This window comes from Brachybacterium sp. EE-P12 (assembly GCF_003711805.1).
Taxonomy (GTDB): Bacteria; Actinomycetota; Actinomycetes; order Actinomycetales; family Dermabacteraceae; genus Brachybacterium.
The window spans coordinates 286,355-306,209 of the sequence record NZ_QXCP01000009.1 but is presented as its reverse complement, the minus strand read 5'-3'; the positions used below and the strand labels follow the sequence as shown (position 1 = coordinate 306,209).

The 19,855-nt window shown below is 74.7% G+C and carries 15 protein-coding genes and 1 tRNA gene; 6 read left to right on the top strand and 10 right to left on the bottom strand.

The window, feature by feature from the left end:
* Positions 1-4: 4 nt before the first annotated feature.
* The 6 genes from D1648_RS13625 to D1648_RS13600 all read right to left on the bottom strand — a co-directional run bounded on the left by D1648_RS13625 (position 5) and on the right by D1648_RS13600 (position 6,037).
* The gene (locus tag D1648_RS13625; RefSeq protein ID WP_122942772.1) at positions 5-913 is read right to left on the bottom strand and encodes a proline/glycine betaine ABC transporter permease; all 909 of its coding nucleotides are present in this window, start codon (positions 911-913) and stop codon (positions 5-7) included.
* A complete protein-coding gene (locus D1648_RS13620) occupies positions 910-2,211 on the bottom strand; it encodes a glycine betaine/L-proline ABC transporter ATP-binding protein (RefSeq protein ID WP_122942770.1) in 1,302 nt (433 codons plus the stop codon). The genes D1648_RS13625 and D1648_RS13620 overlap by 4 nt, the downstream gene beginning before the upstream one ends.
* A 366-nt stretch (positions 2,212-2,577) precedes the next feature.
* Positions 2,578-3,327, bottom strand: a complete 750-nt coding sequence (locus D1648_RS13615) for a dienelactone hydrolase family protein (protein ID WP_122942768.1) — start codon at positions 3,325-3,327, stop codon at positions 2,578-2,580.
* A 74-nt stretch (positions 3,328-3,401) separates the two neighbouring features.
* Complete coding sequence (locus D1648_RS13610) at positions 3,402-4,589, bottom strand: calcium:proton antiporter (RefSeq protein ID WP_122942766.1); 1,188 nt, start codon at positions 4,587-4,589, stop codon at positions 3,402-3,404.
* Between the two features lie 150 nt (positions 4,590-4,739).
* Positions 4,740-5,606 carry a hypothetical protein gene (locus D1648_RS13605; protein ID WP_122942764.1) on the bottom strand — a complete coding sequence of 289 codons (867 nt, stop codon included), beginning with the start codon at positions 5,604-5,606 and terminating at the stop codon, positions 4,740-4,742.
* 167 nt (positions 5,607-5,773) lie between these two features.
* Entirely contained in the window at positions 5,774-6,037 is a 264-nt protein-coding gene (locus tag D1648_RS13600; protein ID WP_122942762.1) for a hypothetical protein, read from the bottom strand.
* A gap of 69 nt (positions 6,038-6,106) precedes the next feature.
* Between D1648_RS13600 and D1648_RS13595 the strand changes: the two genes are divergently transcribed.
* Entirely contained in the window at positions 6,107-7,588 is a 1,482-nt protein-coding gene (locus tag D1648_RS13595) for a SulP family inorganic anion transporter (RefSeq protein WP_122942725.1), read from the top strand.
* Between the two features lie 46 nt (positions 7,589-7,634).
* Here D1648_RS13595 and D1648_RS13590 read toward each other — a convergent pair whose 3' ends face one another.
* From D1648_RS13590 to D1648_RS13580, 3 genes are all read right to left on the bottom strand, one after another.
* Positions 7,635-9,680, bottom strand: coding sequence for an alpha/beta fold hydrolase (locus tag D1648_RS13590; protein ID WP_122942723.1), 2,046 nt, complete (start codon positions 9,678-9,680; stop codon positions 7,635-7,637).
* A gap of 61 nt (positions 9,681-9,741) precedes the next feature.
* Positions 9,742-10,641, bottom strand: a complete 900-nt coding sequence (locus D1648_RS13585) for an NADP-dependent oxidoreductase (protein ID WP_122942720.1) — start codon at positions 10,639-10,641, stop codon at positions 9,742-9,744.
* Positions 10,642-11,060: 419 nt separating this feature from the next.
* A tRNA-Arg gene (locus D1648_RS13580) sits at positions 11,061-11,136 on the bottom strand.
* A 74-nt stretch (positions 11,137-11,210) separates the two neighbouring features.
* On the opposite strand from D1648_RS13580, the gene D1648_RS13575 reads away from it, so the two are divergent.
* Both D1648_RS13575 and D1648_RS18455 read left to right on the top strand, forming a co-directional pair.
* The gene (locus D1648_RS13575; protein ID WP_241155499.1) at positions 11,211-12,803 is read left to right on the top strand and encodes a nitrilase-related carbon-nitrogen hydrolase; all 1,593 of its coding nucleotides are present in this window, start codon (positions 11,211-11,213) and stop codon (positions 12,801-12,803) included.
* Positions 12,691-13,329 (top strand): copper resistance CopC family protein, encoded by a 639-nt coding sequence (locus tag D1648_RS18455; protein ID WP_122942718.1) that lies wholly within the window; start codon positions 12,691-12,693, stop codon positions 13,327-13,329. The genes D1648_RS13575 and D1648_RS18455 overlap by 113 nt, the downstream gene beginning before the upstream one ends.
* A 120-nt stretch (positions 13,330-13,449) precedes the next feature.
* Here the strand turns inward: D1648_RS18455 and D1648_RS13565 are convergent, their stop codons facing one another.
* Positions 13,450-13,647, bottom strand: a complete 198-nt coding sequence (locus D1648_RS13565; protein WP_122943339.1) for an antitoxin — start codon at positions 13,645-13,647, stop codon at positions 13,450-13,452.
* 170 nt (positions 13,648-13,817) lie between these two features.
* Between D1648_RS13565 and D1648_RS13560 the strand changes: the two genes are divergently transcribed.
* The 3 genes from D1648_RS13560 (at position 13,818) to D1648_RS13550 (ending at position 19,730) form a co-directional block, all read left to right on the top strand.
* Complete coding sequence (locus tag D1648_RS13560; RefSeq protein ID WP_241155522.1) at positions 13,818-14,720, top strand: DeoR/GlpR family DNA-binding transcription regulator; 903 nt, start codon at positions 13,818-13,820, stop codon at positions 14,718-14,720.
* Between the two features lie 70 nt (positions 14,721-14,790).
* On the top strand, positions 14,791-19,524 hold the full coding sequence (locus tag D1648_RS13555) for a DUF4011 domain-containing protein (protein ID WP_122942713.1): 4,734 nt from the start codon (positions 14,791-14,793) through the stop codon (positions 19,522-19,524).
* Positions 19,521-19,730 (top strand): hypothetical protein, encoded by a 210-nt coding sequence (locus D1648_RS13550; RefSeq protein ID WP_122942711.1) that lies wholly within the window; start codon positions 19,521-19,523, stop codon positions 19,728-19,730. Before D1648_RS13555 ends, D1648_RS13550 begins: the two co-directional genes overlap by 4 nt.
* The last annotated feature ends 125 nt before the right edge of the window (positions 19,731-19,855 follow it).

The following is a 19,855-nucleotide window of genomic DNA, read 5'->3' as shown; positions in this document are numbered from 1 at the left end:
GTGATCAGATCGTCGTGGTGGCGCGCTGCGCGATGGTGCGCTGGGCCAGGGCGATCAGGGAGCCGCGGTACTCGCCGGGGCTCCCGAGCGCCGCGGTGAGGCGGTCGAGGTAGACGGCCAGGACCACGACGCCGAGGCCGGCCTCGACGCCGAGGGGCAGGTTCTGCGTGGAGATCGCCTGGACGACCTCCTTGCCCAGGCCGTCCGCGCCGACCATGCCGGCGACCACGGCCATCGACAGGGACAGCATGATCACCTGGTTGACGCCGGCCATGATCGTCGGGATCGCCAGCGGCAGCTGGATGCCGCGGAGGATCTGGCCGCGGGTCGCACCGAAGGCCTCGCCGGCCTCGACGGTCTCGCCGTCGACCTGGCGGATGCCGAGCTCGGTCATCCGCACGCCGGGCGGCAGGGCGAAGATGATCGTGGAGAAGATGCCGGGGACCACGCCGATCGAGAAGAAGGTGACCGCCGGGATCAGGTAGACGAAGGCAGGCATCGTCTGCATGAAGTCCATGACGGGCTTCACGATCGCGCTGACCGTGCTCGAGACGGCCGCGAGGATGCCCAGCGGCACCGCGATCACGACCGCGAAGACGGTCGCGACCAGCACCAGCGCCATGGTCTGCATCATCGTCTCCCACTGCTCCATCGAGAGCACGATGGCGAAGCCGATGAGGGTGGCCAGCGACAGCTTCCAGGAGCGCACCAGCAGGGCGATCGCGGCGAAGACCACGACCATGACCAGCGCGGGGGCGAGCAGCAGCAGGTCGGTGAGGTTCCCGACCAGGAAGTTCATCACCGTGGTGAACAGGTCGAACAGCCAGGACACGTTGTCCTTGAGCCAGTCGATCCCGGCATCGATCCAGTCGCCGATCGGGAGGCGGGGCATCAGGGCGTCATCGGGGTTCATCGCGCGTCACCTCCGCGGCTGTCGTCGGCGGTCAGGGCAGCCGGGGCGTCGGCCCCGTCCGGTGTGTCGGGCGCCTCGGGAGGCGGGACGGCGGGATCGCCGTCGGCGGGCGCGTCCGCGCCCATCGTGCCGAGCGCGGTCAGGAGGGTGACCCGCGGGATCACGCCGGCGAAGCGGCCCTCGTCGTCGACGACCACGAGGGGCGAGTCGTGCTGCGCGGACTTCCCGAACAGCTCCGCGACGGGGGTGTCGTGCCGGACCACGGGCATGTCGTGCCGGTCGGACCAGGGCAGCTCCTCCCGGCCCAGGCGCACGGCCTCGGCGACGTCGTCCTGCCACAGCACCCCGGCGGGGGTGCGATCGCGCTCGAGCACGACGAGCCAGGAGTTCTGGGTCTCGCGCAGCAGCTTGTGGGCGGTGCGCGGCCCCTGGCCGGCGCCGAGCGTCTCGGGCGGCTGCTCCATGATGGCGCCCGCGAGCAGCACGCGGGTGCGGTCCACGTCCTGGATGAACTTCGCGACGTAGTCGTTCGCGGGCTCGTTGAGGATCTCCTCGGAGGTGCCCACCTGCACGATCCGGCCGTCGCGCATCATCGCGATCCGGTCGCCGATGCGCATGGCCTCGTTGAGGTCGTGGGTGATGAACAGGATCGTCTTCTCCAGGCGCTGCTGGAGCTCCACGAGCTGATCCTGCATGTCGCGGCGGATCAGGGGGTCCAGGGCCGAGAACGCCTCGTCCATCAGCATCACGTCGGTGCCCGCGGCGAGGGCGCGGGCGAGGCCCACGCGCTGCTGCATGCCGCCGGAGAGGGCGGAGGGCCGGTAGGAGTCCCAGCCCTTCAGGCCCACCATCTCCAGCGCCTCCTTCGCCTTCTTCTCGCGCTCGGAGCGGTTCATCCCGCTGACCTCGAGCCCGTAGGCGGCGTTCTCGCCGACGGTGCGGTGGGGGAGCAGCGCGAAGTTCTGGAAGACCATCGAGATCCGACGGCGGCGCACCTCGCGGATCTGCGCGGGCGTCATCCGGGAGAGCACCTCGTCGCCGATGCGCAGCTCGCCGTCGGTCGCGGGCAGGAGGCCGTTGACCATGCGGATGAGGGTGGACTTCCCGGAGCCGGACAGCCCCATCACCACGAAGATCTCTCCGGGGTCGACGCTGAAGCTCGCATCGATCACGGCGGCGGTGAGGCCCTGCTCCCGCAGGTCCTCGCGAGTGCGGCCGCTGCGCAGCTCGCGCACTCCTCGCTGTGGGCGGCGGCCGAAGATCTTGTACAGACCCTCGGCGGAGATGACTGGCGTCACGAGGACTCCTTCGGAGGGGACGGGGTGAGGTGTCGATCGAGCCCTCGGCGGAAGACGGCGCGGAGGGGCAGGACGGCACGCGGCGGTCTCCCACCTTAAGCCGCTCCGCTGGTGAAAACCGCTCCGGAACAGGCATTTCAGAGCTCGGCGGGGAGATGCGCCCGGGGTGTCGGGCCGGGACGGCGCGGTGGAGCAGGCCTCGCGGAGGGGCTGTGGCCTGCGCCGATGTGCGCCTCGACGAGCCCCTGCGACGGCGGATCCGCCTGTCCGACAATCAGGACATAACTATTCGGTCACGTCAGGTGTCGAGCGCCACTCGGGCTCCCGAGACGGCCGACGGGACGGGTCAGTCGGGGCGCGGCGGGGTCAGCCGCGAGCGGGCAGGACCTCGGCGAGGACGTCGAGGGTCTGCCGCCAGGCGGCCTCGGACGCCGCGGCGTGGTGCAGGCCGGGATGGGGGTTGTCGAAGGCGTGGCCCGCTCCCTCGTGGAGCACGAAGCGCACCTGCTCCCGGTCACCGCCGGCGGTGACCGCCTCCCGGATCCGCTCGACCTGCTCGAGGGGGATGAAGGCGTCGGCCGTGCCGAAGTGGTGCAGGCTCGGCACGTCCACCGCGGGGGCGCGGTGAAGCAGCGTCGGCAGCGCGGAGCCGTAGTAGCTCACGAGGACCGAGACCGGGCGGTCCTCCTCGGCGGCGGAGGCCGCGGCGGAGAACGCGAGCCCGCCGCCGTAGCAGAAGCCGACGAGCCCCACCCGCTCCGCGTCGACCGCGCCGTGGGCGCGCAGCGCCCCGATCGCGGCGAGGGCGTCGGCCTCCGCCCGCTCCCAGGGCAGGCGCGCGGTGAGCGCCATGCCCTCCTCGAGCCAGGGCTCGAGCTCCTCGCCGTCCTCGATCCCGGCGACGGGCGGGTCGAGGCGGGCGAAGAGCTGCGGGGCGAGCACCGCGTAGCCGCGGGCGGCGAGGTCGGCGCAGCGCTGCTGCATGGAGGCGGAGAGACCGAAGATCTCCTGCAGCACGACGAGGCCCGGCACGGGCTCCTCGAGGTTCTCGGGCAGCCAGAGCATCCCGGGCAGGTCTCCGGCGTCGGTCGGGATCGGAAGCGTCGTCGCACTCACGCCGCGACCTTACCCCGCGCGCGCCGTGCGGGGCCCGGCGCTCCACGGGGCGGCGGCCCAGCGGCGGCCCGGGGTCAGGCGAACAGCGCGAGCGCGTAGACCGCGAACAGCAGCAGGTGCACCACGCCGTGGACGGCAGTGACCCGGGGCGCCGCCGCGGAGACCGCCGAGACCGCCAGGGTCGCGCCGAGCAGCAGCAGGTTCGCGGGCGACTCCGCGAGCACGACCGGGCTGCCGGTGGCCAGCCCGATCACGAGCACGGTCGGGATGGTCAGGGCCAGCGTCGAGACCAGCGCGCCGTGGCACAGGTTCACCACCCGCTGCATCTCGCCGCCGAGCGCGGCCCGCACCGCCGTCAGCGACTCCGGGGTGAACACGATCGCGGCGATCAGCGCCCCGCCGAGCGCGAGCGGGGCGCCCAGCCGATCCAGCCCCTCGTCGAGCAGCCCCGCCATGTCGTGGGAGAGCAGCACGATCGGCAGCACCGTCGCGACGAGCAGCAGCACGCGCAGCGTGAGCTCGCGCCGGTGCAGAGAGAGGGTCTCGGTGATCGCGGGGGAGTCCGACGGCTCCTCGGGCGAGGGCTCCGCGGCCGAGGGTCCCGGCGCCACCTCCTGGAAGTCCTCCGCCTGTGCGCCCGTCTGCCGCCACAGGAACAGCGCGTACAGCACCACGGTGAGCGCAGCGATCACGAGCGCCTGCCCGGGCGCGTACCGGCCGCCGTCGCCGAGCACCGCCGGGAGCGCGAAGGCCGTCGTCGCGAGCGCGATCAGCAGCACCAGATAGGTCGAGGTGCCCACCCGGTGCACGGCGAGGTCCCCGTGGCGCAGGCCCCCGACCAGCAGGCACAGCCCGAGCACGAGGTTCATGATGATCATCGACACGGCCATGACCGAGTCCCGCGCGATGGTCGTGTGATCGCCCGGGCCCAGCATCACCGCGGCGATGAGCACCACCTCGATCACCACGATCGACAGGGTCAGCACGAGCGTGCCGTAGGGGTCGCCGAGACGGTGCGCGAGCGCCTCCGCCTGCGCGACCACCCCGCCCGCGGCGACCACGATCACCGCGACGATCGCGGCGAGGAGGAGTGCGAGCAGCGCCGGGGCGAGCACGGCGGGGGAGGGGGAGAGCAGGGCGAGGGCGGCGACGCCGGTCCAGCCGGTGCCCAGGCGCACGAGGGCGCTGCGGTCCAGGACGGTGCGCGCGAGGGCGCGGCCGGTCAGGGCAGGTTCGCTCCGGGTGGTGTGCGACGGGGTCATGAGGTCTCCTCCGAGGCCGTCCCCGTCGTGCTCCCGCGGGCCGGGTCGTCCCGGCCGGGGCGCCGCCCGGCCGGCGGCGCGCCCCCACCGTAGCCGGTCGCGGCCGCGCGGGTCAGCTCATGGTGAGCGGCCTGACCGGGGCGGGGCGGCTCAGCCGCCGACCGTGCCCTCGATCCCGACCAGCACCCCCGGATCGTTGTCGGCATAGGTGCCGGGGGCGACGTGCAGCTGCCAGGTCGCGCCGTCGGCGGTCGCCGCAGTGCAGCCCACGGTGCGGAAGTCGGTGAAGTCCAGGCCGTCCTCGCAGGTCACCTCCGACCAGTCGGCCTCGTCGGCGACCTGCACGTAGGCGTTCTCGGAGGTGAGGGTCTGCAGGGTCGCATCAGCGAGCTCCTCGGCGCTGAGCGGCTCCACGCCGAACATCGAGCCGACGCCCACCCCGGTCAGGGTCACGCCCTCCCGGGCGAGGTCGCTCGCCCCCTCGGGCAGCGCGGTCCCCGCCGAGAACAGCACCGCCACCCGGTAGCCCTCTCCGAGAGCGGCGTCCTCGGACGGGACGGCCACGGCCGTCGCGGCCCAGTCCTGGTCCTCGTCGTCGCCCTCGAGCGAGGCCGGCCCCGTGCACTGCGCGCTCTGCCCCAGCTCGAGGACGAGCTCGTCCGTGCACTCCGCCTCGCCGCCGAGGGGCTCCGCGAGCAGGCCCGCGAGATCGTCGGCGGTGAGCGTCGGGGCTCCCTCGCCGGAGCCGTCGTCGATGCCGAGCTCCGTGACCAGGATGATCGAGGTGCGTTCTGCGGTGGGGCCCGGGTCCTCGTCCGTCGCGTCCTCGTCGTCGGAGCTCGAGGCGCCGCCGTCCGACGCCTCCGCGCTCGACTCCTCGGCGCTCGAGGCCTCGGGATCCGCCCCGGACCCGTCGTCCGTGCCGCAGGCCGACAGGCCCAGCAACGCGGTGCAGGCGGCGAGCGCCATGCCGCAGCGCAGTCGGCGGGCGGTGGTGGTGCGTGCCCCGGTCCTCATGGCGGTCTCCGTTCCGGCCGGCCCCGGCGCGGCTGCGGCGGCGGCCGTCGTGGACCGGGAGCGGTGGCCCGCGTCACACCGTGCCAAAAGGTCAAGAGACGGTCAAGCGGTGAGCCGGCGGGAGCCGCGGCGGAGCTGTGGAGATCTCGTGCACACGCAGCTGCAGGTCAGTGCCGCTCGCCCGGGCGCGGATCGCCGTGACGGCGACGGTACTCGTCGTCCTCCGCGTCCTCGTCCCGGGTCAGCGCATCGCCCCCGCCGCGCAGGCCCAGCAGCACGCCGAGCAGGGCGCCGACGAGCACTCCGACGATCGCCCCGATCAGCAGGTCGTCGACGACGGCGAGCCCCATCCCGACCCCCACCACGAAGCCCAGCATCATCCCGAAGGGCAGCCAGGTGGCGTCGAAGCGGCGGCGAGCGGGCGGGGCCATGGAACCTCTGTCGGACGGGAGGGCGGGAGCCACAGCGTAGACCGCCGCGAGCGCGGATAGCATCTCCGCGTGACCGCCTCCCCCTCCTCTCCCACCTCGCTGCAGGCCCTGCGCAGCCCCCGTCTGCTCACCACCGAGGTGCTCGCCGGCGCCGTGACCACCCTCGCCCTGATCCCCGAGGTGATCTCCTTCTCGGTGATCGCGGGCGTGGACCCGAAGGTGAGCCTCATCGCCTCCGTGGTGCTGACGATCTCGATGTCGTTCCTCGGCGGCCGCCCCGCGATGATCACCGCCGCCGCAGGCGCCGTCGCCCTCGTCGTCGCCCCGCTCGTGCACACCCACGGCGTCCAGTACCTGCTGCCCACGGTGATCCTCGCGGGGCTCGTCCAGATCGTGTTCGGCCTCGCCGGGCTCGCGCGGATCATGCGCTTCATCCCGCGCTCGGTGATGATCGGCTTCGTCAACGCGCTGGGCATCCTCATCTTCACCGCGCAGCTGCCGCACGTCCTCGACGTCCCCGCTGCGGTCTACCCGCTGTTCGCGCTCACCCTCGTGGTGGTGCTCGCGCTGCCGCGCGTGACCAGGGCGGTCCCCGCCCCGCTGGTCGCGATCATCCTGGTCACCGCCATCGCGATCCTCGCCCACCTCACGGTCCCCACCGTCGGCGACCAGGGCGAGGTCTCCGGCGGGCTGCCCGGCATCACGCCCCTCGAGGTGCCGCTGACCCTCGAGACGCTGCAGCTGATCGCCCCGACCGCGCTGTCGGTCGCCTTCGTGGGCCTGATGGAGACGCTGCTGACCGCGAAGCTCGTCGACGATCTCACCGACACCCGCTCCTCGAAGAGCCGGGAGTCCTGGGCGCTGGGCGCGGCGAACATCCTCGCCGGGCTCTGGGGCGGCATCGCCGGCTGCGCGATGATCGGCCAGACGGTGATGAACGTGAAGCTGGGCCGGGCCCGCACCCGCATCTCCACGCTCGTCGCCGGGGTGCTGCTGCTGATCCTGGTCACCGTGCTCTCGGACCTCATGGAGCAGATCCCGATGGCGGCGCTCGCCGCGGTGATGATGGTGGTCGCGGTCTCCACCGTGGACTTCCACAGCGTCCGGCCCGCGACGCTGAAGCGCATGCCGCTGTCCGAGACGCTGGTGATGGTCACGACCGTCGTGGTCGTGGTGCTCACCAGCAACCTCGCCCTCGGCGTCGCCGCCGGGGCGCTGCTGGCCGTGGCGCTCTTCGCCCGGCGCGTCGCGCACGTGACCACGGTGCGGCGCGCGGAGGACGAGGACCGCACCCGCTACGCCGTGCACGGCCCGCTGTTCTTCGGCTCGAGCAACGACCTCGTCGAGCAGTTCGACTACGCGGCAGACGCGCAGCGCGGCACCCCGGTCGCCGTGGACTTCACCGCGGCGCAGATCTGGGACGCCTCCACCGTGGCGGTGCTCGACTCGGTGCGGACCAAGTACGCCGAGCACGGCCTCGAGGTCACCTTCACGGGTCTCGACGAGCGCTCCGCCGCCTTCCACGGCCGGCTCACGGGGACGCTGAACTAGCGGCGGAGCCCCGCGGGCGGGCGGCGTTCCGCCGGCCGGCGGGGTCTCACCAGCTGATCGCCGCGTCCGCGCTCGGACCGCCCAGCACGTGCTGATCGCAGAAGGCGAGCACGGCCCGGTTCCAGACCACGGCGTTGGACGGGGTGAGCACCCAGTGGTTCTCGCTGGTCAGCTGCAGGAAGCGGTGCGGCATGTCCGCCGGGTCTCCGTCCCAGGCCGAGACCAGGTCCCACCACAGCCGCAGCGCCTCGGAGATCGGGACGCGGTGGTCGCGGTTGCCGTGGGTGACCAGCATCGGCGTGGTGATCGCGTCGATCTCGTGATGCGGGGAGAAGGCGCGGTACCAGTCCGGGTCCTCGTCCTCGTGGCCGTGCACGCGCATCTTCCATGCGGCGGCGTCGGTGGTGCGGTGCTGCTGGGGCAGCGCCCACAGCCCCGCATGCGAGACGATCGCGTCGAAGCGGTCGCTGTGCCCGGCGATCCAGTTCGCCATGAACCCGCCGAAGGACGCCCCGAGCATCGCGGTGCGGCTCCCGTCCAGCTCGGCCCGCTCGAGCACCGCATCCAGCAGCGTCTCGCACTCGTGGAAGACGACGTCGGGGCGGCGCGGCCAGCCGCGGTTCAGCCCCGCGTCCCCGTAGCCGGTGGACATCGCCGGATCCGGCATGAGCACCGCGTAGCCGCGCTCGACCGCGAGCCACGGGCACCAGCGCCAGCTCCAGGCGTTGTACGAGCCGTGCGGCCCGCCGTGGACCCACAGCATCACCGGCGCCGGCTCTGCGGCCGACGCCTTCGCGGGCACGCACAGCCAGCCGCCCACCTCGATCCCGTCCACGTCGATGCTCACCCGTTCCAGGGTGCCCGGCAGCGCCCCGACCGCGCCGGGGGCGGGCAGCTCCCGGACCGCGCCGTCCGGCGAGATCCGCACGGGTCGCGGCGGGGTGCCGACGTCGCTGCGCAGGGCATGGACGGTGCCGTCCTCGGCGACCGAGAGGGAGGAGAACACCCCGTCCGCGGCGAGGGTGCGGGAGGCGCCGGTCGCGGCGTCGACCGCGAGGACCGCGCCGGAGGAGTGCAGGTCCCCGGCCACCAGCAGCGTGCCCGGATCCTGCCATTCGAGATCCGTCGCGGTGAGATCGCCGAGCTCGGCCGTGACCGTCTCGCCGGTCGCGAGGTCCCGCAGCTCGAGGCGGGCGAGGCTCGTCCCGGCCGGGGAGGGCAGCGTGGAGCGGATGTAGGCGAGACGTTCCCCGTCGGGGGAGTAGCACGGGGAGGAGAACTGCGCCTCGTCGTCCGCGGCGAGCAGCACGGTCCGCTCGGTGGAGCCGACGTCCAGCAGCACCAGGTCGCTGCGCGTCTCCCCGCCCGTGACGCGGCGGGTCCACGAGGTCGCGACGGTGCGGGCGTCGGGGGAGAGGCCCGCGGAGGCGGAGGTCAGCGCCACCGTGCCCACCCCCGGGGTGAGATCGGCGAGCTCCCCGGCGGGGGAGACGAGCACCAGGTGGCGCTCCTGGTCGCCGATCTCGTGGTCCCACTGCCGGATCGGCATGCCGGTGTGCCAGATCGCGGTGCGCTTCGCGTCCTTGCGGGCGGTGCGCTGCTCGGCGTCGTCCTCGAGGGTGCCGCCGGGCAGCACGCTCGTCGCGGCGAGCATCGAGCCGTCGCGGGCGACGGAGAGCAGCTCGAGCCCGCCCGGCGCCGCGGCGACCAGCTCCGCCTCGCCGCTCGCCGGCAGGCGCCAGATCGCCGCCCGGTCCTCGAAGGTCCTGCCTGCGGGGTCGGGGCGGGCGGAGGTGAACAGCACCGTGCCGTCCGGGGCGGGGCGCGGACCGGACTCGCCCTCCTCCGAGCGCGTCAGCCGCCGCGCGGGCGCGCTGCCCGCAGGATCCAGCTCCCACAGGGCCGACGGGGTGCGGGCGCCGTGCTCGTCGGCCTCCTGGATCGTGGCGAGCGCGCGCCCGCCCGGCAGCGCGGTCACGGAGGTGAGGCGGGGCAGGCGCAGCAGCGCCTCGGGATCGGAGAAGTCGGTGAACGCGCCGGACGGCGCGGTGGGGACGGGTGAGGCGGCGGTGTCAGCGTCGGTGGTGGTCACCCGCTCCACGCTACCGCCGGGTCAGCAGAGGTGGGGCGAGTGCCAGGGGATCTGCGCGCGGTCAGGGGATCAGCACGATCTTGCCGGCGCTGTGCCCCGTCTCGACCGCGGCCATCGCCTCGGCCGCGGCGACCAGCGGGTACCGGGCGGTGATGTGCGGGTCCACCGCACCGCTCGCTACCAGTCGCGTGATCTGCGCGAGCGCGTCCGCGGAGGAGGGGCGGCCGGCGCCGCCGAGCTCCTCGGCGGTGGTGTGGTCCGCGGCGGAGAGGATCCGGGCGGGGTCCGTCACGAGCGGGGCGAGGGCGCGCAGCGGGTCCCCGCCGACGAGGTCGACGAGGAGGTCCGCGCCGTCCGGGGCGAGGCCGCGCACCGCCTCCGCCGCGCCCTCGCCGGAGGGCACGTGCTCGGCCCCGGCGGATTCGACGAGCTCCCGCTTGCCCCGCGAGGCGACACCGAGCACGCGGGTGCCCCGTGCGACGGCGACCTGCACCGCCATCCGGCCGACGCCCCCGCCCGCGCCGAGCACCAGCACCGTCTCGCCGGGGGCGGCGGAGGAGGCGAGGTCCCAGGCGGTCGTGCCCGCGACGGGCAGCGTCGCCGCCTGCTCGCAGGCGACCTCTGCGGGGCGGTGCACGGCGGCGGAGGCCTTCAGGACGGTGTGCTCGGCGAAGGTTCCCTGGCCGCGGGCGGGCGGGCCGAGCACGTCGTCCCCGACGGTGAAGCCCGTGACGCCCTCGCCGAGCGCGGTGACCACGCCGGCCGCCTCGAGGCCGAGCGCGAGCGGCAGCGCCCCGGAGGTGCCGAACAGGCCTTCGCGACGCTTCGCGTCGGCCGGGTTCACCCCCGCCACCCGCACCTCGATCGCGATCTCGCCGGGGCGCGGCGCGGGCGCCTCCCGCTCGATGAACTGCTGGTTCTCCGGTCCGCCGTAGGCGGTGGTGACGAAGACGGTGCTCATGCCCGGATCCTTCGCCGGTTCACTGCGCGGGTCAAGGGGCGTCCTCGGCGCGGGGGTCACGGGGCGTCGCGCCGTCGTCGTCGGCGGCGGGAGCGCCACGGCGCTCTGAGCCATTCGGCGAGGACGTCGACCACGATCTCCAGCAGGAGTCCCATGCGGTGATCATAGGGACCGGCTCGACCCGCCCGCTCAGATCTCCTGACGGCGCACGATGTGCACCAGCGCAAGCTCGCCCTGTCCGGGCCCGGCAGGGTGTGTGCTGAAGGAATCGGCGTACATCATGTACATCGTGTACGCCGCTCTCGGCATCACACGCGCCCGCCGGGCGGCGGCGCCGGTCGGCGACGGCTGTTTCGGGCGGAGCGGCCGGGCCGGACGGCCAGATCGCGCCGGTGAGCGCGGCTGGCAGGCGGTGCTTGTGGTGCCCCCGGCAGGATTCGAACCTGCGACACCCGCTTTAGGAGAGCGGTGCTCTATCCCCTGAGCTACGGAGGCGCTCGGTCCCGTCGCGGGAGACTCCCCGTGACCGAGGCCTGGGTCATCGTAGCCTCCCGTGGCAGGATCGCTCCATGTCGACCGCACCGCACGAGACCACCGCCACCGTCGCCGCCGTGATCCTCGCCGGGGGCGCCGCCTCGCGCCTCGGCGGCACCGACAAGACCCGTCTGCCCATCGCGGGAGCGAGCGTGCTCGAACGCGTGCTGCGCGCTGCCCCCGTCGGTCGCCGCATCGTCGTGGGCCCCAGCGGCGCCGACGGCGGCGACCTCGCCGCCCGCCACGGCGCCCGCTTCGTGCTCGAGGACCCGCCGCGCTCCGGGCCGCTCGCGGCGCTCGCCCGCGGGATCGCCGAGATCTCCGAGGCGCCCGACGAGGCGACCGTGCTCGTGCTCGGCGGGGACATGCCGCTGCTGCGCCCCGAGACCCTCACCACGCTCGCCGCCCGCAGCGCGGAGCTCGCCCGCGTCGTCGCCCTCGAATCGAAGTACGGGCACGTGCAGTTCCTCGGCGCCGCCTGGCCGCTGGGCCGGATGCGCGCCGCGCTCGCCGCCGTCGAGCGCGAGGACGGCGGCTGGGCGGACCTCAGCCTGCGCCGCCTCTACGGCGCCCTCGACGAGGACGAGCTCACGAGCCTGCCCGTCACCGGCGCGGAGGCCGCCGACATCGACACCCCCGACGCGCTGGACCAGGTGCGCCGCGCCGCCGGGCCGCGTATCGCCCTCGCCCAGATCGAGGTGCCCACCGACCATGACTCGATGGTCGCCGTGGTGCGCGGCGCCGTCGCCGAGGCCGCGCAGCAGGGCGCCCACCTCGTCGTCCTGCCCGAGGCGACCCTCACCCCCTTCGGCACCGACCTGCGCGCGGCCGCCGAGACCCGCCACGAGGGCTTCGTCCGCCTGCTCGAGGAGCTCGCCGAGGAGCACTCGCTCGTCGTGGTCGCCGGCTCCTTCAGCCCCGCCGCGGACGGCCGGGTCCACAACACCGTGCTCGTGCGCGGCCCCGGCGGCAGCCCCTCGCTCGAGTACCGCAAGATCCACCTCTTCGACGCCTTCGACGCCGACGAGTCCGCGACCGTCGCTCCCGGGCAGGAACTGGTCACCTTCGACCTCGCCGGCACCTGCTTCGGCGTCGCCACCTGCTACGACATGCGTTTCCCCGAGCAGTTCACGGCGCTCGCCCGCCGCGGCGCGCAGGCGATCGTGCTGCCCACCGCCTGGGCCGCGGGGCCGGGCAAGCGCGAGCAGCTCCAGCTGCTGCTGCGCGCGCGGGCACTGGATTCCACCTCCGTGATCCTCGCCGCGGACCAGTCCCCGCCCGCCTGCTACGCGGGCAAGGCGCCGCGCGGGATCGGGCGCTCCGCCGCCGTCGGCCCCCTGGGGCGCATCCGCCAGGAGCTCGGCCTCGAGCCGGGAACTGCTGATGGTCGACCTCGACCTCGCCGAGATCGAGGCCGCGCGCGCCGCCCTGCCGGTGCTGCGCCACGCCGTGCCGCTGCCCGAGCGGTGAGCGGGGGCACAGCCCCGTCGCAACCCCCTGGCGTAGCCTGCCGGGGTGAACACAGTGCTCAGCCGTCGCACCACCGCCCGTCCTGCCGCGTTCGCCGCGGTCTTCGCCGCCCTGCTCGCCGCGCTCCTCCTGCTCGGCGCGCCCGCGCAGGCCCATGACACGCTGCTGGAGTCCGACCCGGCCGACGGCGCGACGCTCGAGACCTCGCCCGAGGCGATCACCCTCACCTACTCCGCGGACATCCTCGACGTGAGCCCGCTGGTGCGGATCACCGACGAGGACGGCGAGCAGCTCGCCGAGATCACCCCGAGCATCGACGGCCCCGTCGCCACCGCCGCCCTCGAGGAGCCGCTGCCCGCCGGTGAGAGCACGATCCAGTGGCGCGTCGTCTCCAGCGACGGCCACCCGATCGAGGGCACCTTCACCGTGACCGTCGAGCAGGACGCCGCGGAGGAGCCCGCCGACGAGGAGGCCCCGGCCGCGAGCGACGGCGGCGAGGACTCCGCCGCGCAGGACACCGCCTCCGACGACGCGGCCTCCGATGCCGCCGACGACAGCGCCGCCGAGGACTCCGCGGCCGAGGAGGACAGCGGCTCCTCCCTCACCCCGATCCTCGTGGTGCTCGGCGTGGTCGTCGTCGGCGCCGTCGTCGCCGTCGTGGTCATCGTGCGCCGCCGCGACTGACCTCCGGAGCCGGGTGCGGCCCGCCGGCTCGAGCCGCCGAGCCGGGCGCGGCCCCGAACGCAGAAGAACCCCCGAGGATCTCTCCTCGGGGGTTCTCCGCTGTTCAGGGGGAGCCGGGACTCACTTGTCCTTCTTGTCGTCCCCGCCGAGTCCGAGCTTGTCGCGGGCGGCGTCCGCACCGGTGTCGACGTGCTGGTCGACGTTGTCCGGGGTGCGCTCCTTGACCTGATCCGCGGCACCGTCGATGCCCTTGCTGACCTGGTCGGAGTGCTCGCCGGCGAGATCCTTGGCCTTGTTCAGCGCGTCATCGAAACCCATGATCATGTCCTTTCGTTCGCGGAACCACCCCGTGTCCGGGGCGACGGCGCCAACGTAACCACCGATCCGGGCGTGACTCAAACGTGACCTGAGAATCCGTCCGCAGCTGGACGGTTCTGCGCGGTTCTCCGCCATCTCGTCACCGGTCGCGCAATACTGGCTGCGTGACCATGCGCGATCCCGGGCCCGGCCCCACCTCCTCCTCCCCGTCGGCGCCCCCCTCGCCGCCCCGAACTGACGCGCACGAGCGCGCAGCCGCCGCCGGCGCTCGCCGCCCGGGGACCACGGGGCGCAGCGCCCGCTGGGACCACGTGCTCTCGCAGCTGACCACCACCAAGCGCCTCAGCGTTGCCGAGGTCGCCGTCGAGCTCGGCGTCAGCGAGTCGACGGTGCGACGGGACTTCATGGAGATGGAGCGCGCGCAGCTCGCCCGCCGCACCCACGGCGGGATCGTCGCCGTCGACGTCGCCTACTCGCTGGCGACCGTGCCGCGTGCGGCCGACGAGGGCTCCGCCCAGCGCGAGCGCGTCGCGGACCGCGCCGCGTCCCTGGTCGAGCCGGGTCAGATCATCGGCTTCAACGGCGGGCGCACCACCACCTCCGTCGCCCGACGGGCCGTCTCCCGCCCCGACCTCGACTCCCGCGACGGCTCCCCGGGGCTGACCGTCGTGTGCGCGGCGCTGAACATCGCGACCGAGGCAGTGCTGCGCCCCTCCGTGCGCACGGTCGTGCTCGGCGGCGTCGCCGAGCCCTACTCCTTCGAGCTCACCGGCCCCCTCGCCACCGCGACGATGCGCGACCTGTGGCTGGACACGATGTTCGTCGGCACCGTCGGCCTCGACCTCGGTGCGGGTCTGACCTGCAACTCCGACGCCGAGGCCGGGGTCACCCGGATCATGATCGGCCACTCCCGCCGCGTCGTCGGCCTCGCCACCGCAGACAAGATCGGCCACCGGGCGCTCGCCGGGATCTGCCCCGTCTCGGTGCTCACCGACCTCGTGATCGCCGGCCCGGTCCCCGAGGATCTCCGCGCGCATCTCGAGGAGAGCTCGGTGCGCCTGCACGAGGTGTGATCCGGTCCCGTCCTCCCGGCGCGGCACGCCTGCGCGGACGCCCGCCGCGCTGCCGGTAGCGTGGGCTCCCATGTGGAGTTTCCTGCGCGGGAAGAAGCGTCCGGAGGGCACGGACCAGGCGGCGTCGTCACGTGACGACGCCCTGTCGGCCCTGGCCCGGGAGCGTCGCGGCGAGCGGGACGGGACCTCCCCGGAGCCGACCGACCGGCCGGAGACCGCCCCCGAGAGCGCCGCGCGGGAGCAGCCCGCCGAGCAGCAGCCCGCACCGCACCGCGGCGGCCAGGGCGGCGCACCGACCCGCACGGGCGGCTACGAGGTCGTGCTCGACCCCCACTACGACGAGGTCGGTGCCGGGATCGCGCCCGAGCAGGACGAGGACGGCATGCCCGTCATCCGCCGGGAGCACCGCCCCCTCAGCCGCGAGGACCGCGTCGCCGACGCCCTGGACCGCTGGGCCCAGCAGATCACCGGCGGCGTCACCGCCCCCTCCTTCCTCACCCAGATCCGCGCCGGCGGCACGGTGCTGGACCTCACCCACTCCCACCCCTCCGGGCTCGCCCAGCTCCTCGCCGGGCGCGGCCCCACCCGCCTGTCCTCGCTGGTGCGCGAGGTCGGCGCGCTCGCCGACGCCCGCGCCCACGCCCGCACGATCCGCGAGGCCGCCGAGCGGCATGCGGAGGAGGTGGGCCTGACCACCTGCCATCTCGGCATCGGCGAGGCGATCTGGTACCCCGAGGACGGTTCAGAGCCGATCCACGCCCCCGTGCTCGTGCGCCCCGTGACCCTGCGCCTGCGCGGCAACGCCCGCGAGGACGTCGACCTCGAGGTCGACGCGACCGCGGACCTCAACCCCGTCCTGCTGCGTGCCCTGCGCGAGGCCGGCGTCGCGGTCGACGCCCGAGCGCTGCTGGCCACGACCGACGGCGCCCACGGCTTCGACCCCAACCCCGTCCTGGACGCCTTCCGCTCCCTCGGCCAGCCCCTGACCGGCTTCCGCATCCTCCACGCGCTCGTGGTCGGCAACCTCATGGACGCCGCCGGCTCCGTCGCCGAGGACCTCGCCGAGGCGCGCGAGGACTGGGCCGCCTCCCCGCTCGTCGCCGCGCTCGCCGGCGACGAGACCGCCCGCGCGGAGGTGCAGGGCGCAGGCGACGCCCCGAGCCCCGAGGTGCCCGAGGACGAGCTGGTCGCCGCCGTGGACCCCGGCCATCGCGCCGTGCTCGAGCGGGTCCTCGCCGGCGGGGACCTCGCCGTGCCCACCCCGCCCGGCACCACCGGCCTCGACCTCGTCGTCGACCTGGCCGAGGAGCTCAACGCCCGCGGCCGCAGCGTGCTCGTCGTCTCCCAGCGCCGCCGCAACCTCTCCCAGCTCGTCGAGATCGCGCGCGGCCGCGGCCTCGAGGAGCTCGTCTTCGACCTCTCCCCGGACCCGTCCCTGCAGCGCAACGCCTCCGCCTCGCTGCTGCGCAGCCTGCGCCGCGCCGGCTCCCACGGGCTCGGCCCCGAGGACGGCGCGCCCGAGGAGCTCGCCGCCAGCCGCGACATCCTCGTCGGCCACGTCGAGGCGATGCACCGCCTCCAGGAGCCGTGGAACGCCTCGGCCCACGACGCGATCTCCGCGCTCGCCGCCCTGACCCGCCTGCACCCCGCGCCCCGCACCGGCGTGCGCCTGCCCGCCTCGGTCGCCGCGCAGATGGTGGGCGAGGAGCGCGAGCGCTACGCCGAGGCGCTGCGCGAGGCGGCCGAGGTGGGCGTGCTCAGCACCGGCCCCGAGCAGACCGCCTGGTACGGCGCGCCGATCAGCAGCGACACCCAGGCCGCCCGCGCCGAGGAGCTCATCGACCAGCTGCGCGGCGAGATCCTCCCGCAGCTGCGCCGCGCCGCGGCCCGGGCCGGCGGCGAGCTCGGCCTCGCCGAGCCCGCGACCCTCGCCCAGCTCGTCGAGCGCCTCGCCCTCCTGGACCGGGTGCGGGCGCTGCTGGGCACCTTCCAGCCGGCCGTGTTCTCCGCCCCGCTGCCCGATCTCGTCGCCGCCACCGCCGACAAGCGCTGGCGCGAGGAGCGCGGCGTGGAGATGGGCTTCCGCGCCCGCCGCCGCCTGCGCAAGGACGCCGCCGCGCTGCAGCGACCCGCCTCGCTCTCGACGGACCTGCACCGCGACCTCGTCGAGGCGCGCGACGTCGCCGACCAGTGGCGCAGCCGCACCGCCCCGGTCGAAGGCGCCGCGCCCTCGCGCCCTGCGCTGCCCGAGGACCTCGAGGCGGTCCACCGCGTCGCCGCCCGCTCCCAGAAGGTGCTCGACGAGCTGGCCGTGCTGCTGGACGGCACCCCCGCCGGCACGGACCTCGCCGGCACCGAGCTCGACGAGCTCGAGCGGCGCATCGAGGCGCTCGCCGCGGACCGCGCCGACCTCGAGACCCTGCCGCGCCGCACCGAGCTGCTGCGCCGCCTCGGCTTCGACGGGCTCGGCGAGCTCGTCGAGGACCTCCGCGCCCGGCGCGTCCCGATCGACCAGGTCGGCGCCGAGCTGGAGCTGGCCTGGTGGCGCAGCGTGCTCGAGCTGATCGCCGGCGCCGAGCCGACGATCTCGCAGTACGACGGCACCTCCCTGTCCCAGGTCGCCGAGCGGTTCCGCCGCCTGGACGCCGCCTATCTCGCCGACGCCTCCGCCCGGGTGCACGCCGCGGCCGACGAGACCCGGGTCGCGACCATGAAGCGCTACCCGGACACCTCCCGCTCCGCGATCGCGGAGCTCGCCCGCTCCTCGACCGTGTCCATCCGCGACCTCGCCGCGAAGTACGAGGACATCCTCTTCGCGGCGCGCCCGGCCTGGCTCGCCTCCCCGTATCTCGTCCCGCAGGTGATCCCGCGGGGACGCCACTTCGACGTGCTGATCGTCGCCGACGGCGGGCGGCTGCCCACCGCCGCGGCGCTGCCCTCGATCGTCCGGGCGCGGCAGACCGTCGTCGTCGGCGATGTGCTCGAGTACGGCGGCGACTCCGTGCCGAGCCTCCTGGACGACATGCTGCGCATCGCCCCGCACCAGGAGATCCTGCGCGATCCGCATCCCGCGACCGAGGGGCTGCGCGCCTTCGCGCAGCGCCGCGCCCTGGTGGGCGAGGTCGTGGCCGTGCCGAGCCCCGTCGCGCCCGAGCAGGACCGCCTGGTGACCGTCGAGAACGGCCGCGGCCCCGTCACCGAGTCGATGGAGTACGTCGAGAGCACCGAGGCCGAGCTGCGCCGCGTCACCGACCTCGTGATCGAGCACGCCCGCACCCGGCCGGAGCGCTCCCTGGCCGTGCTGACCTTCACCGAGGAGCACGCCCGGCGCCTCATGGAGCGGATCATGAACACCGTCTCCGTGATCCCCGCGCTGCGGGACTACTTCGACCCCGGCGCCCGCGAGGTCTTCACCGTGCTGCCGGCCGCGCAGGCCACCTCGGTGCTGCGCGACGACATCATCGTCTCGGTCGGCTTCGGCAAGACCCCGCACGGCCGGCTGCTGCACCGCTTCGGCCCGCTGTCCGAGGAGAGCGGCCGCAAGGCCCTGGCCACCGTGATCACCCGGGCCCGCGGCCGCACCACCGTGGTCTCCTCCCTCGGGGTGCAGGACCTCGACCACGCCCGCATGCGCACCGACGGCGCCCGCGACCTGCGCGCCCTGCTGTGGGTGCTGCAGGGCGGTCACGACGTCCCCGTCGTCCCCCACGTCGCCGCGCTCACCGGCAGCGAGGAGGCGGTCGCCCCGCCCCTTCCCGAGGCGCCCCGCGCCGCCCCCGCCGCGCCGGAGCAGGAGGAGCTCGCCGCGGCCGCCGAGCAGAGCGCCGCTGGGACCGGGCAGGAGTCCGGGACGGCCGACGCGGCGGGCGAGGACCTCTCCGACGAGGACCTCGACGCCGCGATCGAGGCGGCGCTGGCGAGGAAGGCGAGCGCCTCCGCGGACAGCGCCGATGCGGCGCCCGAGACCGAGCAGGGCGCCGAGGCGGAGCAGGAGACGGGCCCGGAGGCCGGTCCTGCCGACGAGACCGACGCCGGGGACGGCGCCGGTCCCGATGGCGAGACCGTGCCTGTCGGCGACACTGCGCCAGACGGCGACACCGCGGCAGACGGCGACACCGCGCCGGATGGCGCGGACGGGCCCTCCGAGGAGCTCGCGCCCGAGGGCGGGACCGCGCCGCTCGACGCGGCCCCGGCGCCGCGCGAGCTCGAGACCGACGCGCTCGTGCAGGACCTCGCCGATCGCCTGCGCCGCCTGGGCCTGCTGGTCGAGCGGGACTTCGGCCTCTCCGGCGACCGGATCGAGCTGGCGCTCGGCCATCCCGACATGCCCGGCCGGCTCCTGCTCGCCGTGGACACCGACGGCTCCCACTACGTCGACACCCCGAGCCAGCGCGAGCGCGACCGGCTGCGGGCCGAACGGCTCGAGGCGGCCGGATGGGCGACCGAGCGGGTGTGGTCCTGGGCCCTGTTCATCGACCCCGACGGCGAGGCCGAGCGGATCCGCCGCGCCCTGGACCGGGCGCTGCGCCTGGTCCAGGCCGAGGAGAGCTCCGACTCCCCGTCGGGCGTGGGCACCGTGCGCCACCGCCTGCCGCGCCCGCAGATCCCCGCCGGACACCCGCTGAGCTTCTACTCGAGCGACGACTTCGACGCGGTGGTCGAGTACATCTGCTCCGACGGCCGGGCACGGCTCGAGGAGCACCTGGCCACCGAGGTGCGCAGCTTCCTCGGCTTCGAGCAGCGCTCGGTGCTGCTGGACGTCTCCGTCTCCAGCGCGATCCGTCGCTACCAGGAACGGCAGTGAGCGCGAAGCGCGTGGTGATCTCCTCGATCACCGGCAAGCCGATGCAGTGGGAGGACGGCTCGGGTCCCGCGCCCGCGACCTCCCGCGAGGCGCCGAAGGTGCTCCCGGACCGCCTCGCCGAGGACGCCCCCGAGCCCGGGGCCGACGAGTCCAACGACGCCCGCCTCAGCGGCGACGTGCCCCCGCACTGGGGCCGCGGCCGCTGACGGGGCAGGGCGCGGGCCGCTCGGTGCCGCGCCCCTGACCGCCCCGGCAGCGGACCGGGAAGCACCGGCGCGGAGTCGGTCACTCGCCGCGGGGCTCGATGCCGGGACCGAGAGCCCCGCTCCGT